The sequence below is a fragment of the Ardenticatenales bacterium genome, assembly GCA_020634515.1.
In the GTDB taxonomy this organism is placed as follows: domain Bacteria; phylum Chloroflexota; class Anaerolineae; order Promineifilales; family Promineifilaceae; genus JAGVTM01.
Map to the genome: position 1 here is coordinate 296,077 of JACKBL010000008.1, position 17,099 is coordinate 313,175.

Consider the following 17,099-nt stretch of genomic DNA (forward strand, 5'->3'; position numbering starts at 1 on the left):
GAACGTGACGTTTGCTTAGGGCGCGTCCGTATGCCAGACTGGAAATAACGAATGCGCTGGCAGGGTTTTTGCTTATCGCATAATCCAAAGTCAGTTTTACGCGAACCCTTCGGTCCCATCCGCCAATAAGTCCCCTTTTTTTGATCCGCGTGAGCATTTTCTGATGGGCTGATAAGGACTGACGATGAAAAAAAGCACGGAATTGCATCGTCAATTTGAAGGAACGGTAAGGAAGCAACTTTGTTGTCCTATTAAATTCCGTTCCTAAGTGACCCAGGTCTGTGGGAAATGGGATGTTGTTTTTGGATGATCCAAGATGTCATTAGCTTCCGCTGACGCGATTTTTCCAGGATACCAGGTGCTTGAATGCGGTGGGTGCATCGAACAAGAGACAGCACGCTGTCTGGTATGTCAGGTGTGTGCTAATGAAACGGGGAGGGGACAGAGTTCTAAATGATATTCAGACCCTGCCTCTTGGCCATGCGTTCCACCTTCCGTAGGAAGAAGTAGGATAAGGCCAGGAAAATGACGGCGTACACGATCAAGATGGTCCATTCCTGCCATACAGGAAGGATAGTGACCCAATCCCCATTAAAGCTGTAGTAGCGAACCAAATCATAGCCCCATGTAAAAGGCAGCAAGTAAGCGATATATTGCAGCACTTTAGGGAATACAGTAATCGGGAAGAAGGCCCCCGCCAGGAACTCAAAAGCCAGGTTCGTTAGCCCGGCTACCGAGTCGATATTGCGCCACAATAGTCCCAACCCGGCGATCATCACCCCCATGGCCGTGAGTGTTAGGAATACAGCCAGGCATACGACGAGGACCATTAACATATTGATTGGTTGCGCCCCCGACACGACAATCAAAATCACGTACAAGGGAAGAAAGACAATCTGCGCAATTAACACCTGGCTCAGTACGGAACCTACATAATAGGCGTACCGGGAGCTGGGGTTGGTATAAAGGAATTCTAGCGTTCCATAATATAAATCGCGGTACACAGCTTCCAATGGGCCGGAAACAGCAATACCGCGAAAAATCCACAAGATCAGAGATGCCTGGAAAAACACAAAGACATCAGTTGTCGTCATTTCCCGGCCAATCTGGCTTGCCTCAAACGTAATGACATTGGCAAAAAACACGAAGAATACCATTCTGACCAGCAGCTCAATCACGCCGCCTACCAGACCAGCCCGGTAACGCACTGCTGTTCGCAGATCTTTAATAATGGTTTCTCGCAGCACAACCCATGCGGAAACAGTTGTTGGGGATTTCACATCGGCCCGTATAGTTGCTGCCCGCTCGCTCATCACTTTTGTTTGCACAGTGTCTACTCCTTCATAGACTTCCAATACAACAGTCAACTCCCAACGGGACATCTCTACCGATCAAAACTGTCTTCAAGCCTGCCAATATGGTGCAAGAAGGCGTCCTCTAGAGATACAGTTCGTTGGCGAAGCATGGCGTACACGTCATCTTGTTTCAGCACGTTAATGATAGCCTCCGTCCCACTTAGCAAGTCAGTGACCCCAAAAGAAACCCAATTGGACTCATGGGTCATACTGAACAGTACACTTTCCGATGCTAAGATCTTGTCTATGGTAGACTGGGGTAAAGCGTCCCCTTGGACTTCTACAAACTCTCTTGCTCCTACAGCCGCTTTCAGACTTTGTGGAGAGGCCACAATCTCGATCTCGCCGGTATTGATAAGCGCGACACGATCTGCCAGTTGCTCTACTTCGGAAAGGATGTGAGTCGTTAATAGCAGCGTTTTGCCTTCCTCGTGGGCGTATTGTTTGAGGAAGGCGCGCGTCTTTTTGGCGATGATAGGGTCCAGCCCCTTCGTCGGTTCGTCCAGATAAACAACGGGTGGATCATGCAGCAGCGCGCGCATAATGACGACGGCTTGCTTCTGCCCTCCCGAAAGGTGCATGAACTGTTTGTTCAAGTTGGGCTGAAAATCAAGATCGGTTGCCAATTTCTCGATTTGGTTCTCGATTCTTGTTCTGCTCAAACCACGCAGAAAACCAAAAAAGCGCAAGTTCTCTATTGCCGTTAAGCGGGCATAGGCAGAACGTTCAGAATCTTGTCCGACATATCCGAAAAGATACCGTATATCCCTTTCGTGCTTGTCAAGATCGAGGCCAAGGACCTCTACCTGCCCACTGTCCTTGGCGATCAATGTTGCCAATATCTTGATAAGGGTGGTTTTCCCCGCCCCATTAGGCCCTAGCAATGCCAGAATCTCTCCCTTGTATATATCCAGGGTCGCATTTTTCAGGGCTTCTGTTTTCCCATATGTTTTTCGAACATTTCGTGCCGAAACTTGAATTTGCATGTTGGTCATTATTCTTGATGGTCTTGGGGAATAGCAAAAATAGGCATGAAAACACCTGCGCAGTGGAAGCCACTAGCCCAAGCGCACGTCATGAAACAGGCGGTCTGCGCGAGATTGGAAACGAAAAGAAGACCGTTTTCTTCAGTTTAGTCTCTGATTTGTCTTGGCAGCAAACAAAAAACAGCCTTGTGTCCGCAATGTGATTTACATAACAGATGGCATTTGAATACGCCACATTTCTACCCAGCCTGTCTTCTGATCCAGGGTGGAAGTGCGTTATTGTGTTGTTTTATGCTGCCCAATTGGGACGGTTAGATGCCTTGTGAGGATTGGCTTTGCATCTTCCCGCCCGAGGTCCACTGATGGCTGACAACTACGTACTGTACACTAACCAGTACTTCAGTTGTTTGTAACTGCAACGCTCTCTACAGACTGGTCCAATCTGGCTTAGCAGCTACAGTGTGACTATACAGGTCATCTGCCCAGATTGGACCAATTTGCTCTGGTTGAATCTTATTGATGTCTACAAAATTGGTCCAATCTCTCGGAGACGTGAATAGTTACGCTACAGTTATTTGAAGACAAGGAGTTTACACATCCTTGCATAACATGGGCAAAAATTCTACCCTTATTGGTTTGTGGAACGGCGATCAAGATAAGACAGTTGCATATGATAAGCGAACTATCTTCGTGTGTCAACTGAGGGAAAAGTTGCCTTACAGCCCCAAACAGGGCCTTTGTCGTGATTCCACAGGTTTCAAGGTGCACGATGGGCGCATTGGATACAAGCATAAATAGGACGCTCTTTCAAATGTAGCTGTTCAGACTCCGGGGTACATGGTCCAACAAACCTTCCCGGAAGCGCCATTTCAGACCCCAATCGTCTCATTGCCCACTTCTTCGGGAGAAGGGCATCTCGTTGGCGTATAATGGACCAGTCGTGAATGCGTTCCCGTTCTTGTGAGGCCAGGGAAGCATTTGCGGATGGCCTGTTCTCAATTAGACGCCTGCCTGAGACGTTTTTTTGCAAGCTATCAGGGATCTACTTAAAAGAACTCGTCCAGCAGGCGGTAGAAAGCGACTTTGGCCGCATCCGGTTCGGGCAGGCCATAGTGCGTAAGAAAACGGGTATCCCAGCCGGGACCAAAGTTGTGTCCCAGGCTGCGGGTACAGAGCGCCAGGTCCTGGTAGCGGTCGGCGATGCCCGCCCGCCCCAGGTCGATGAAACCGGAGACCTGTTCATCCCAAACCATGATGTTTGGCAGGCAGTAATCGCCATGCGTGAAGACGAGGTCTTCATCCGGGGGGCGTGTGCGTAGGAGTTCCTGGTAGGCGTGAGATGCCGGCATTTCCACGTCAAAATCCGATTCATCCACCAGACCCGCCAGCAATCGGCTTTGGGCTGCCGGCATCTTCATCGCCAGACGTTGATCAAAAGGGCAATCGGCGACAGGCACGCTGTGCAATTGGCGCAACCCGGACGCCAGCAAACGCACCGCCGTTTCTTTCGCCGCATCGGACTGGTCATTAAAATGCGTGACATCCGCGCCCGCCAGCGCCGTCATCAGCAAGTAGGCGTCTTCTTCTTGCCGCGCGAAGTAGAGACAACGTGGCGCGGGCAGTTTTCCCGCCAGCCACCTCATCACCGCGGCTTCGTGTTGCAGTTCACCGGCCAACCAACCGGCTGCCACCTTCAAATACCAGATGACGTTATCCGGTCGGCGCAGGCGAAAGACCCGCGCGCCCGACCAACTCATGGTGGCCATTTGCCAGGCGCAGTCGGCGACGCGGGCGCTCAGGTCGGCGGGCAGGGAGAGGTCGCGCGGGAGCGTCATATGTTGGATTTAGCGGAGGTCGCGCAGCAAGGGAACCAGCTTGTATTTGCGGCCATGTTTACTCAGAATGTGGTTGAGGTACTGTTGCCATTCGGGCAAACGATTGTGCTGTTGATAAATGTCGCGGGCGCGGCGCAGCCAGATAGCGGCATTGTAGTAGGCTTGTGCTTTGCCGGCATCCATAATCACCTCTCCCCTTTTCTGATACTGCCGTATACACCAGTCCGGGTACGTGGCCGAGACGGCGTCAACCACCCGCATGAGGGCCTGGTCGCTGCCATAATTCACTTTGTCGAACAGTTCCATGGCCTCTCGCAGCATATTCTCGTGCAGATAGACGTCTACCTTGCTCGTTGTGTCCCAACCACCCCGCACAGCTTGCAGCATGGCGGGCCGGATCGCCGACCATTCATCCCCGGCAATCGCCTGCGTCGCGGTGTAATCGTCGAAAGTAAGGCTTGCCGTAAAAGCCGCCTGCGCCGCCTGTAGGGCCAGATCTCGCTGCCGTGTTGCCGTAGCCTGGTCGCGGGTCCAGCGCGCCAGTTCGACCTTTCCCTCCCGGGCTTCCAACGCTAGCCCTTGCGCGGCAACCTCCAGCGCCTCCGCGATTTTGCCTTTTTCCACGAGAACGGTGGCGACGGCGTGCGCGTCTCGCGGTAGTGCCAGATAGGCTTTGGCATCGGCGACCGCCGTCGCATAATCGCCCACTTGCAGGCGCATCAGGATAGCCATCTGCGTCTCTCCTTCCGCTTCCGCCAGATTGATGTACGCCGCCGTTCTCCCTTGCCGTGCCAGAATGCGCAGGCGCGCCTGCGCCAACTCATTCGCGAAATCAGGGGCTTCTCCTTCCCAGGCTCCCCGTTCCGTGATATGGCCCTGCATGGCCGCCACCAGCGGCGGATAGGTCCAGCCCTGCTCCAGCGCCGTCGTGGCTATCTCCAGCAGCAAGTCTTCCTCCCAGGCAGCTACCTTCTTGCTCCAGGCTTTGATCTCCGCCGGCGATAGGTCGTGGCTGAGCAAGACCTCGGCGAGAGCCTCGCCCAGCATCAGCGTGGCCTCGTCAAAAATGTCGATGTTGTAATCGTAGATATGCTCATCCAGGTTAGTTACTTCATTGATGTATGCATCGACGATGGTTGTGATCATGGCCGCGGCGGCGGCGACATCTTCCACATCCAGCAAGGCCCTCACCTTTGTCAGATAGGGGTCGAGAATGAGGTCGGGGTTCATCTCCAGGCCGTCGTATTCGTCGTAATATCTGCCATAGTGCGCATCCCGCGCGGATGATTGGCGGAAATCGGCGCGGATTTCGCGGTGGATGGCGTTGAGGTCGATGGAAGCAGACGTGATGGGGGTGGCGGATGCCGGCATTGCCTTCAACCACCCAATCTCTTGTTCAATCGCCGCCAGAATCCCCACGCCCTGCGCCGCCGCCCCCAGCAGCACCCGCCGCAGATCGTCCGCCGTCAGATTCGCCAGCAGCGTTTCCAGCGCCGGCTTCTCCACTACCTCTTTCTTGTCGTTAATCAGCGTCAGCAAGACGGCTACGATATGCTTGCAGATGCCGCCCCAATCATAAGGACAGGTACAGGACGAATCCGCGATACCCGATTCATCCAACGTGATCGCCACGTCATACGGTTCATACCCGCTTCCCGCCACGCGCGCGGTGACAAAATTTCCGCGTCGCACCACATGCGAAACCAGCTCGTCTCTGTAGTATTTCATCCCTCTGGTAAAGGATGCGTCGCTGGCCAGGGCCATAATATCTCTCTCGGTCAACTCAGTCTGTGTGGTCATAGCGTGCCTCCATCATCGAACAAGTCACCTGGTGAATCACGACGGTATTTTATCCTGATCGGCACGCGCGTCTATGGTCCATTGCGGACAGGGGCGCGTTTTGTGTTAAAATGCCGGCATGATTCCAAAACCCTCCGAACTCATCATCATCGGCGGCGGGCTGGCGGGCGCGGAAGCCGCCTGGCAAGCCGCGCAGCACGGCGTCTCCGTGCGCCTCTACGAAATGCGCCCGCACACGCCCACCCCCGCCCATGTCTCCGACCGCCTCGCGGAACTCGTTTGCAGCAACTCCCTCGGCTCCGTCCTCATCGACAAAGCCCCCGGCCTGCTCAAAGCGGAAATGCGCGGCCTCGGTTCCTTGATTTTGCAATGCGCGGAGGAGGCGGCCATTCCTGCCGGCATTTCCCTTGCCGTAGACCGCGACCAATTCGCCCAACTCGTCACCGAACGCATCCAAAACCACCCCCGCATCCAACTTATCCACGAAGAAGTCACCCACATTCCCGCCGCCCCCTGCATCATCGCCAGCGGCCCCCTCACCTCCCCCGCCCTCACCACCGCCCTGCAATCCCTCGGCAGCCAGGAGTACCTCTACTTCTTCGACGCCCTCTCCCCCATCGTCAACGCCGAAACCATCAACATGAACGTCGCCTTCCGTGCCTCCCGCTGGGAGAAAGGGGAGCAAGAAGAAGGCGACTACATCAACTGCCCCATGACGGAGGCGGAGTACAACCGCTTCTATGACGCCCTCGTCGCCGCCGAGACGATCCAACTGCGCCAGTTCGAACTGGACGACCCCCGCTTTTTTGAGGGCTGCCTGCCCGTGGAAGTGCTGGCCAAGCGTGGGCGCGAGGCGCTGGCCTTTGGCCCCATGCGTCCCGTGGGATTGACGGACCCGCGCACGGGGCGGCAGCCGTACGCGGTGGTGCAACTGCGCCAGGATAACGCGGCCGGTTCGCTCTACAATCTGGTGGGCTTCCAGACCAATCTGCGCTGGGGCGAACAGCGGCAAGTGCTGCGCCTCATCCCCGGCCTGGAGGAAGCGGAGTTTTTCCGCTATGGCATGATGCACCGCAACACGTACATTAACGCGCCGGAATGGCTGCTGCCGACGATGCAGTATCGCGGGCGCGCCGATCTGTTTTTCGCGGGTCAGTTGACGGGGGTGGAGGGGTATGTGGGAAATGCCGGCACGGGACTCCTTGCCGGCATCAACGCTGCCCGCCTCCTCACCGGCGACCTGCCCCTCATCCTGCCCACCCAGACCATGCTGGGCGCGCTCTGCCACTACGTCACCCACGCCGAAGCCCGGAGCTTCCAGCCGATGAAGGCCAACTTCGGCCTCCTGCCGCCCCCAGAGAGCCGCATGAAGAAAGCGGATCGCTACGCCTACTACAGCAAACGGGCGCTCACCGCGCTGCGCCGTTTCGCCCGCGAACGCCGACTGGCCTTCGACCAGGCCGCCGCCGAGCGCGTCGTGGCCGCTTCCGCCCCTCCAGGTTGAGCCAGCTATGCGCCGATACACGTCCCATTTTGCCTCTCTGCTGTTGCTGTTGACGTTTTGGCTCTGGTTGACGGGGTGTAGCCGCGCGCCGGAGACCGCGCTGCCCGCCGAGCCTGTTGCCGGTCAGTTAGCGCAAATGCCGGCATCCGCCACCCTCACCCCCGCTCCCACCCCCGCCCCGCGCCTGTTCGACGGCCGCCGCGCCCATCAATTCGCCGCCGCGCAACTGTCGCTCGGACCCCGCTGGCCCGGCTCCGACGGCCACCGCCAGGTCCGTGCCCTGCTCGTCGATACGCTCACGCAGGCCAACTGGCAGGTCGAAACACAGGATTTCGACTACCAGGGCTTCGCCGCGCAAAACATCATTGCCCGCGCCAACGTCGGGCATGGTCCCGTGGTCATCATTGGCGCGCACTACGACACGCGCCGCATCGCGGACCAGACCCCAGGGAGCAGTGCCCCCGTGCCCGGTGCGGTCGATGGGGCCAGCGGCGTGGCCGTCCTCCTGGAACTGGCGCAGGCGCTCAATTTGCCCCAGGTTCCCTACGAAGTGTGGCTGGCCTTCTTTGACGTGGAGGACAATGGGCATGGCGGTATTGCCGGCTGGGATTGGATTGCCGGTTCCCGCTATATGGCTGATAATCTGACGGTGTCGCCTGCCGGCATTATCGTCCTGGACATGATTGGCGACGCCGACCAACAACTCTACTACGAAGGCAACTCCGACGACGCCCTCCGCGCCGAAATTTGGGCCATCGCCGCCGACCTGGATTATGGCGACTTTTTTATTCCCGCCGTTCGGCATACAATGATAGACGACCATCTCCCCTTCGCGCAGCGGGGCTGGGCGGCAGTGGACATCATCGACTTCGATTATCCCTACTGGCACACCGTGGACGACACGCTGGATAAAATCAGCCCGGACAGCCTGGAGCGCGTAGGCCGCACTGTGCAAACATGGCTGGAGCAGCCGTAGCGCCGACTTCCGAACTTCGGAAGGATGGCGTCAAGCCAGATTGGTCCAATCTCCAGAGAGCGTTAGTCGTTACGAAGGATGAAGAAATGGATATTACCGTCACCGTCACCGCCAGCGCAGTGACCGTTTACCCTGACCGGGCGCGCGTCCTGTGCCGTGGCGAGGCTCCCCTCGAACCCGGCGCGCACACCCTGGTCGTGGATGAACTCCCCCTGTTGCTGGAACCGGAATCCGTTCGTGTCGGTGGCGCGGGCGAGGCCCGGGTGCGCCTGTTGGGCGTGGACCTGCGCCAGCGCAACTACGCGCAAACGCCCGCCGCCGCCGTGCGTGACCTGGAGGAAGCAGCGGAGCGCATGGAGGAAGACCTGCGCGTGATCCATGATGAGAAAACCGGACAAGTGGAGCAGGCAAAGTTTATTGCCGGCATGCGCTCGGCCACCCTCGAATACGCCAAAGGTCTCGCCTATGGGCGCACCACCGTCGCCGACCAGGATCGTCTCGTCCAGTTCTGGCTGGAAAAAGACACCCAGATTCGCGCCGCCGTGCGTGACCTGGAAGCGCGGCAGCGCGTATTGGAGCGCGACCTGAAGAAACTGCGCCAGGACATCGCCCAAATGCAATCCCAGCGCCCCTTGCAACGTTACCAGGCGCGAATAGAAGTCGAAGTACTCACCGAGGGCGCATTCAGCCTGGAATTAAGCTACGTCGCGCGCGGCGCCGGCTGGCAGCCGTTGTACGACCTGCGCCTCGCCGACAACGAACAAGGCCGCCGCCTGGAGATCATGTACCTGGCGCAGGTGCGGCAGCGCACCGGCCAGGACTGGTCCGGCGTGACGCTCTCGCTCTCCACGGCGCGTCCGGCTCTGAACCAACGCCTGCCGGAATTGCAGCCGTGGTATGTGGACGTGTACACGCCTCCCACGCCCGCGCCCCAGGCGGAAATGGTGCGCGCCGCCAAGATGCAGCCACGGATGTTGGCTGCTGCGCCGGCCCCCGCGTCGGTGCCGGAGGAAGCGGAGGTGGTCGTGGCGGACGTGCAAGACACAGGAATGTCCGTGCAGTTCACGACGCCCACGCCCGCCGACATCCCCAGCGATGGCTCCCCCCACAAGACTGTGATTGCCCGGTTCAATTTGGACCCCCGGCTCGACTATCTGGCCATTCCCCTGCATACCGACGCCGTTTTTCGCCGCCTCACCGTGCGCAACACCAGCCCTGGCCCGCTGCTTGCTGGCCCGGTCAATCTGTTTGTCAACGACGAGTTCATCGGTGGCAGCCGCATTGAGTACGCGCCGCGCAATGAGGAGATCGAATTCCTCCTGGGCGTGGAAGATCGCCTCACCGTGAAGCGGGAACTGGTGAGACGGGATGTAGACAAGCGACTGCTGCGGGACAATCGTCAGCTTCGCTTTGGCTATGAAATTGAGCTGCAAAACCTGCTGCCCACGGAAGCGGTGGTAGAATTGCAGGATCAGATGCCCATCTCCCGCCACGAAAACATCAAAGTGCGCGCCGAACGCATCACGCCCGAACCCGCGGAAAAGAGCGACTTGAATCTATTCACCTGGCGCTTTACCCTGCCGCCGGGCCAGAAGCAGACTGTGCAGTACGAGTTCTCCGTCGAACACCCCCGCGCCCTCACGCTCTCCGGCCTGAATGTGTGAGGGGCAAGTGGCGAGTGGCGAGGGGCAGGTGACGTGCTAGCTCACAGACGCGCGCACTCGCAGACTCGCAAACTCGCGCACTCGCAAACTCGCAAAGAGTAAACTTATGGAAGAAACAAGAACAACAGATCGTCCTCTGGAGAAAGCGTTTCTCGTGGGGGTGGAATTTAAGCAAGGACGGGCGCTTTTGCCCGTGGAAGAGAGCCTGCAAGAACTGGCGCGGCTGGCGGATACGGCGGGTCTGGAGGTGGTGGGCGAGGCCATGCAGCGGCTGGTGCAGCCGGACAGTGCCACGTACATTGGCTCCGGCAAGTTGGAGGAGATTCACAGCCTGGTCGAGGAACTGGACGCGGGTGTGGTCTTGTTTGATGATGAACTGAACCCGCGCCACCAACGGGAACTGGAGAAGGTGTTTGGCGAAAACGTGAAGGTGTTGGATCGCACGGCGCTGATCCTGGACATTTTCGCGCAACATGCGCAAACCGCCGAGGGACAGCTTCAGGTGGAGCTGGCGCAATTGGAGTATCGCCTCCCGCGCTTGACGAAGATGTGGACGCATCTGGCGCGGCAGGCGGGCGGTCGCGCCGGCGGAGCCACGGGCGGCGTCGGCGTGCGTGGTCCGGGTGAGAAGCAGATTGAGTCGGACCGGCGCGAGATTCAGCGGCGCATCAGCAAGATCAAGCAGGAGTTGGAGACGGTGCGGCAGCGGCGTAGTCAGCAGCGGGCCAAACGGCGGCAGACGGCGTTGCGGGTGGTGGCGTTGGTGGGATACACGAATGCCGGCAAATCCACCCTCCTCAACAAACTCAGCGGCGCGGACATCCTCACAGCGGACATGCTCTTTGCCACCCTCGACCCCACCACTCGCCGCGTCCACCTCCCCGGAGGCCGCGAAATGCTCTTCACGGACACCGTCGGCTTCATTCAGAAACTTCCCACGCAGATCGTCGCCGCGTTCCGCGCCACATTGGAAGAAATCAACGACGCGCACGTTCTCCTGCACGTCGTGGACGCCACGCACCCCCAGGCGCGCGCGCAAATGGAGGCGGTGGAAGACACACTGGCCGAACTGGAAGTTGAGCAGCTTCCCGTGGTCATTGCCCTCAACAAAATTGACAGGCTATCGGAGCTGGCGCGAGAAGCGTTGCGGTCGGGCGACTATGCCGCGCCTGCCGTCCCCGTTTCCGCGCTTACCGGGGAAGGGATGGAGGAACTGCTCATCGCCGTGGAAGCCGCGGCGGAAAAATACATGATGCCTCTGCGCGTGCACCTGCCTTACACACGTGGCGACCTGCTCTCCCTTTTCCACGAGCGCGGCCAGGTAGAAAATGAGGAGCATGGTCCCGACGGCATCGACATTTTTGGTCGTTTGCCGCGTCGCTTGCGGCCCGCTTTTGCCGCGTATGAAGTGAGCGGTAATCCATAATACAGGCTTTTCAGATTGGTTCATTCGCGGCGAATGAACCAATCTTGGGCATGATTGGATACAAGTACGATGGGAAACGGAAACGGACAGGGAAGAGATTTCAATCGCTTGATCAACGAGATGCTGGACAAGACGAGTAACTTCCTTGCTGCTCGCCCCGGTTTGCTGCCCCTGGTCGGCATTGGCCTGATCCTGCTGAACTGGCTGCTGCAAATTTTCGTGGGTACGGATTATTGGCTCGTGGACAGCAACTTTTTCTTGCATCTTGGCCTGATTGTGGCGCTGTTGGGGCTGTTGCTCATCAAACCGTTGGGATAATTCACGGGGGCGACGCACCTTTGCCATGCGTCGCGCTTCGCCAAAGGCGCGCCGCGCCGGATCACGCACGACATGACGGACCGAATCTCTGAATTGATGCAAATACCCTCTGTACAGGCTGCCCTGTCCGCATTGCAGGCGCGGGGCGCGTCTGCGATTGCCGAAGCCATCGCCATTCAGCAGATCGCCGCTCCCACGTTTGCGGAAGCGGCGCGGGCGGCCTACGTGCAAGAGCAGTTTGCTGCCGCCGGTTTGCGCGACGTAGACCAGGATGATTTACACAACGTTTATGGCCGTTTGCCGGGTCGTGGCGGGGAGCAGGCCGTGGTGGTCTCCGCGCATCTGGACACGGTATTTGCGCCCGATACAGACCTGACCGTACGGCGCAGAGGCAGATTTGTGTATGGTCCGGGCATTGCGGACAACAGCATGGGCGTGGCGGGGCTGCTGATGCTGGCGCAGACGCTGCGCGCGTTCGACCCGCTGCCGCGCCGCGACATCTGGTTTGTGGCGAACGTGGGCGAGGAGGGGTTGGGCGATTTGCGCGGTATGCGCGCCGTGGCGGACCGGTTTGGCGGCCAGGCGCGTTATATTGTGGTCGAAGGTGGGCTGTACGGACAGGTTTTTCACCAGGCGATTGGCGTCAATCGTTTTCGCATAGAGGTGGAAGCACCAGGCGGGCACTCATGGGGGGCTTTTGGCACGCCCAGCGCCATCCATGTGCTGGGGCGGCTGATCGCGGCTATTGATGAGATTCCGGTTCCCCAACGTCCCAAGACGACGTACAACGTGGGCGTGATTGAGGGGGGCCTGTCCGTGAACAGTATTGCCCAGTCGGCCAGCCTGCTGCTGGATTTGCGTTCCGAGGACGCGAATGCGCTGGCGAATCTGGTGGAGACGGTAAGGGGGTTGACGTCGTCGGTCATTCGGCAGCCGGGGGTGACGGTGGGCATGACGCAGGTGGGGAACCGACCCGCCGGCGGGATAGCGGCGGATGCGCCGCTGGTACAATGGGCCATGGGGGCGCTACGGGCGGTTGGATGCCGGCATTCCACCTACGAAAGCGGCAGCACCGACGCCAACATCCCCCTCAGCCGAGGCTGGCCTGCCGTCTGCATTGGCCTGGCTCGCTCCGGCAACACCCATCGCCTGGATGAATACCTCGACCCCTACACCTTGCCGCGGGGATTGGGCCAACTGCTGCTCCTCACGCTTGCCGCCGCGGACGTTCCGTCACCATAGAGGCAACTATGCACGAATTTGTTGCGGCCATTGATCAGGGAACGACCAGCACGCGCTGTATCCTCTTTGATCGGGCGGGACGGATTATTAGCCAGGCGTGGCGGGAACACCAGCAGATTTTCCCGCGCGCGGGTTGGGTGGAACACGACCCGCTGGAAATCTGGGAGCGGACGGAGCAGGCGGTGGAGCAGGCGCTGGCGCAGGCCAGCATCTCGCCAGAGCAAATTGCCGCCGTGGGCGTCGCCAACCAGCGGGAGACAACGCTGGCGTGGGATCGGGACACGGGTAAGCCGTATTACAATGCACTGGTGTGGCGGGATAGGCGCACGGACCCGATTTGCCAGGAACTGGCGGTGCGGGGGGGGCAAGATCGCTTTCGCACGCGCGTAGGGCTGCCGCTCGCGTCGTCCTTTTCCGGCCCGAAGTTGAAGTGGCTGTTGGACAATGTGCCCGGTTTGCGTCAGGCGGCCAATGCCGGCACAGCCATCTTCGGCACCATGGACACCTGGCTCATCTGGAATCTCACCGGCGGCGTCAGCCGGGGGGCGCACGTCACCGACGTCACCAATGCCAGCCGTACCATGCTCATGGACCTGCGCGCGCTGGATTGGGACGAGGAGATACTGGAGATTTTTGGCATCCCCCGCCCCATGCTGCCCCTCATCGTTCCCTCCAGCGACCCCAACACCTGGGGCACGACGCTGCGCAATGGTCCTTTTGCCGGCATGATTCCCGTCTGCGGCGCGTTAGGGGATCAACAGGCCGCCTTGTTAGGGCAGGCCTGCTTCAATCCGGGCGAGGCCAGGGCCGCTTATGGCGCGGCCTGCTCCCTGCTCCTGCACACGGGGGGCGATCCCGTGCCCTCCGGCGGCGGATTACTGACAACGGTCGGCTACCGCCTGGGGCACGCCGACCCGGTCTACGCCCTGGAAGGCGCGGTCCCCATCGCGGGGGCTTTGGTGCAATGGCTGCGCGATAACCTGGGCCTGATTGCCTCCGCGGCGGAGGTGGAGGCGCTGGCGGATACGGTGGCGGACAATGGAGGGGTCTATTTTGTGCCGGCATTTTCCGGCCTACACGCGCCTTACCTTCAGCCCGACGCTCGCGGCGTCATCGTCGGCCTCACCCGCTACGCCAACCGCGGTCACCTGGCGCGCGCCGCGCTGGAAGCCACCGCCTACCAGACCCGTGAACTGTTGGCGGCGATGCTGGAAGATGCCGGCATCACCCTCACCGCCCTCAAAGTAGACGGCGGCATGGTCCACAACGATCTCCTCATGCAGTTCCAGGCCGACCTCCTGGGCGTGCCCGTCATCCGCCCCCGCGTGGCGGAAACCACCGCCCTCGGCGCGGCTTACGCGGCGGGATTAGCCGTTGGTTTTTGGCAAGACCTGAACGAACTGCGCCAAAACTGGCGCGAAGACAAACGCTGGATACCGCAAATGGACGCCGACCGCCGCCATCGCCTCTACGCCGGTTGGAAAAAAGCCGTCACCCGCACGTTTGACTGGGTGGAGAGGCCGTGAGGTGGCTGTTCATGACCTCCTTCCCGCAAGCGGTTGGTGAACTTCCGGGAAAGTTTGTTGGTACATGTACTTCGGTTCACGACTACCTTCCCGGAAGTTGTTGGCAAAAACATACCCACCGTGTCCAAAACACTTTTCCCCACGCACCCTAAACCAAACCCGTGGACAATCTGGCCGGCGGCGGCGCTGCTCCTCCTCATGTACGCCCTCGCCGTCACCAGCCTGGTGCGGCAATCCCCCACCTTCGACGAGCAAGGCTTCCTCACCCGGGGCGTTGCCTATCTGCGCGACGCCAACCGCGCCATCCGCGTCGGCCATCCCCTGGGGCTGAACGCGCTCAACGCCGCTTTCCTGGCCGCGGACGACGCCGTGCGCCTGCCCACGGACGATCCCGCCTGGGTCGGGACGAACTTCCATCGTCCTTCCGAGTTGTTCATGTGGGAGATTGGCAACGACGTCAGCCGCATCATGCTGGAAGGACGGCTGCCGACCGTCTGGCTGGGGATGCTGCTGGCGGCCCTGGTGGGACGCTGGGCGTGGCGCATCAGTCGCCGTCGCCATGCGGGACTGCTGGCGCTGGCCCTCATCGCCCTCGACCCCAACATCCTGGCGCACACGCAGTTGGCAACCACTGACCTGGGGCTGGCGGCGGGCGCGGCGCTGGCCGGATACGCGCTGTGGCGCTATTTGCGCTGGCCAGGGTGGCTGCGCGTCATCATCGCGGGCGTGGCTTTTGCCCTACTTCAGGACACCAAATTCACCGCTGGCCTTTTCGTCCCCCTCTTCGCCCTCGTCATCCTCGTTGGCCTCTGGCGACAGCCGCGCGCCGCGCGCCCCGCCATGCTGCGTCAACTCCTCATCGGCTTTCCCCTCAGCGCCCTGCTCGCCCTCTGGGCCGCCTATGGCTTCCAGGTGGGCACGATGCCCACCAACCTGCCCACCCTGCCCCAACTATCCGGCCTCACGCTGCCCCTTTCCCACCACCTGGAGCAACTGCTGGACATCGGCGGGCGGCTGCAAAAAGTCACCCCCGCTTTCCTCCTCGGCCACTACAGCGATAGCGGCTGGTGGACCTACTTCCCCGTCGCTTTCCTGCTCAAGACGCCCCTGCCCAGCCTGCTCTTGCTCGCCTGGGGCGCGGGATATGCCGCCTGGCGGTGGTGGCGCGGTCGTACGTTGCCGTTTGCCGGCATAGACGCCGCCGTCCTGCTCATTCCCCCGCTGGGTTACTTCGCCATTGCCCTCACCAGCGACATCAACCTGGGGTATCGCCATCTGCTGCCGCTGCTTCCTTTCCTTGCCGTCTTTGTCGCCGTCGCCCTTTCTCGCCTGGATGGTAAGCCGCGTTGGGCCGCCGTGGGATTGGCGGGCTGGTTGGGCGCGGCTTCGCTGCTGATCGCGCCGCATCATCTTTCCTTCTTCAATATCCTGGCGGGCGGGCCGGATGGCGGCTGGCGCTACCTGGTGGACAGCAACATCGATTGGGGGCAAGACCTGGCCGGATTGCCGCCGTGGATGGCGGAAAATGGCGTGCCCTGGGTGTACCTGAGCTACTTCGGCGAAGCGCGCCCCGATTACTACGGCATCGCCTATCGCGGATTGGCGAGTTTCCCGCCGCGCTTGATGGACGCGGGGGCGCGTATTTTCTACCCGTCGGACCCCGCGCCGGGGGTGTACGCGATCAGCGTGACGAATTTGCAGGGGGTGCTTTTCGCGGACCACGATTTGTACGCCTGGTTCCGCCAACGCCAGCCGATAGCGAAGATTGGGTACAGCATTTTTTTGTATGAAGTGCCGGCATCCACGCCCCCCATCAACCTCATCCTCAGCGGTGTGCAACTCGACGAAATCGCTCCCGCCGATCACGCCCTCCTCGCCGGCAACGACCTGCGCCTGCGCTGGCAGTTCCCCTACCAGGCATGGCTGCAACCCGCCGACGCCCCTGCATACTATGCCCTCGCCACCCCGCCGCCGCCCGCTTTCGCCGCCAGCCTGGAGCCAATCGCCACCAACGCCGCCTACACCCTCTACCGCGCCGACCCCGCCGCTGTCGCGTCCCCGCCCGTCCCCGCCGTCACCCTGCGCCTGGATGACGGCCAGATTTCGGCCTACCCGGATGCGCCCCAGACCATCACCATCGCGCCCGGAACCGATCTTGTCTGGCGCACGGTCTGGCGGCAGGACGGAGAACCGACCCCCGTGAAGATTTTTCTTCACCTCATCGCCGCCGATGGGCAAATCGCCACGCAGTGGGATGGCCTGGGCATCGTCGCCGCCGGCTGGCAGCGGGGCGATCTGTTGATGCAGACGCACGCCATCCACCTGGAGCCGTCATTCGCGCCCGGCACGTATGCCGTGGTCGCCGGCCTCTATCGTCCCGCCGATGGCGCGCGCTGGCGCACCCCTGCCGGCGCGGATACGCTGAACCTGGGGACGGTGATTGTGCCATGAGGCCGGGGTGGTCGCG

General features: G+C 60.3%; 12 protein-coding genes. 8 read left to right on the forward strand and 4 right to left on the reverse strand.

The window, feature by feature from the left end; translation table 11 throughout:
• Nucleotides 1-449: 449 nt before the first annotated feature.
• From H6650_20005 to H6650_20020, 4 genes are all read right to left on the reverse strand, one after another.
• Nucleotides 450-1,328, reverse strand: a complete 879-nt coding sequence (locus H6650_20005) for an ABC transporter permease (GenBank protein MCB8954296.1) — start codon at nt 1,326-1,328, stop codon at nt 450-452.
• A 56-nt stretch (nt 1,329-1,384) separates the two neighbouring features.
• Nucleotides 1,385-2,341 (reverse strand): ABC transporter ATP-binding protein, encoded by a 957-nt coding sequence (locus tag H6650_20010; protein ID MCB8954297.1) that lies wholly within the window; start codon nt 2,339-2,341, stop codon nt 1,385-1,387.
• 1,046 nt (nt 2,342-3,387) lie between these two features.
• A complete protein-coding gene (locus H6650_20015) occupies nt 3,388-4,176 on the reverse strand; it encodes an aminoglycoside 3'-phosphotransferase (GenBank protein ID MCB8954298.1) in 789 nt (262 codons plus the stop codon).
• Between the two features lie 9 nt (nt 4,177-4,185).
• Nucleotides 4,186-5,976, reverse strand: coding sequence for an SWIM zinc finger domain-containing protein (locus H6650_20020; protein MCB8954299.1), 1,791 nt, complete (start codon nt 5,974-5,976; stop codon nt 4,186-4,188).
• 118 nt (nt 5,977-6,094) lie between these two features.
• Between H6650_20020 and trmFO the strand changes: the two genes are divergently transcribed.
• The 8 genes from trmFO (at nt 6,095) to H6650_20060 (ending at nt 17,083) form a co-directional block, all read left to right on the forward strand.
• The gene (gene trmFO, locus H6650_20025) at nt 6,095-7,480 is read left to right on the forward strand and encodes a methylenetetrahydrofolate--tRNA-(uracil(54)-C(5))-methyltransferase (FADH(2)-oxidizing) TrmFO (GenBank protein ID MCB8954300.1); all 1,386 of its coding nucleotides are present in this window, start codon (nt 6,095-6,097) and stop codon (nt 7,478-7,480) included.
• Between the two features lie 7 nt (nt 7,481-7,487).
• Nucleotides 7,488-8,456 (forward strand): M28 family peptidase, encoded by a 969-nt coding sequence (locus H6650_20030; GenBank protein ID MCB8954301.1) that lies wholly within the window; start codon nt 7,488-7,490, stop codon nt 8,454-8,456.
• A gap of 86 nt (nt 8,457-8,542) precedes the next feature.
• Nucleotides 8,543-10,120, forward strand: coding sequence for a mucoidy inhibitor MuiA family protein (locus H6650_20035; GenBank protein ID MCB8954302.1), 1,578 nt, complete (start codon nt 8,543-8,545; stop codon nt 10,118-10,120).
• Nucleotides 10,121-10,226: 106 nt separating this feature from the next.
• Nucleotides 10,227-11,546, forward strand: coding sequence for a GTPase HflX (gene hflX / locus H6650_20040; GenBank protein ID MCB8954303.1), 1,320 nt, complete (start codon nt 10,227-10,229; stop codon nt 11,544-11,546).
• Between the two features lie 69 nt (nt 11,547-11,615).
• Complete coding sequence (locus H6650_20045; GenBank protein MCB8954304.1) at nt 11,616-11,864, forward strand: hypothetical protein; 249 nt, start codon at nt 11,616-11,618, stop codon at nt 11,862-11,864.
• Nucleotides 11,865-11,936: 72 nt separating this feature from the next.
• Entirely contained in the window at nt 11,937-13,106 is a 1,170-nt protein-coding gene (locus tag H6650_20050) for a M20/M25/M40 family metallo-hydrolase (GenBank protein ID MCB8954305.1), read from the forward strand.
• Between the two features lie 8 nt (nt 13,107-13,114).
• Nucleotides 13,115-14,632, forward strand: coding sequence for a glycerol kinase GlpK (gene glpK / locus H6650_20055; GenBank protein MCB8954306.1), 1,518 nt, complete (start codon nt 13,115-13,117; stop codon nt 14,630-14,632).
• 120 nt (nt 14,633-14,752) lie between these two features.
• Nucleotides 14,753-17,083 carry a phospholipid carrier-dependent glycosyltransferase gene (locus tag H6650_20060; GenBank protein ID MCB8954307.1) on the forward strand — a complete coding sequence of 777 codons (2,331 nt, stop codon included), beginning with the start codon at nt 14,753-14,755 and terminating at the stop codon, nt 17,081-17,083.
• Nucleotides 17,084-17,099 lie beyond the last annotated feature (16 nt).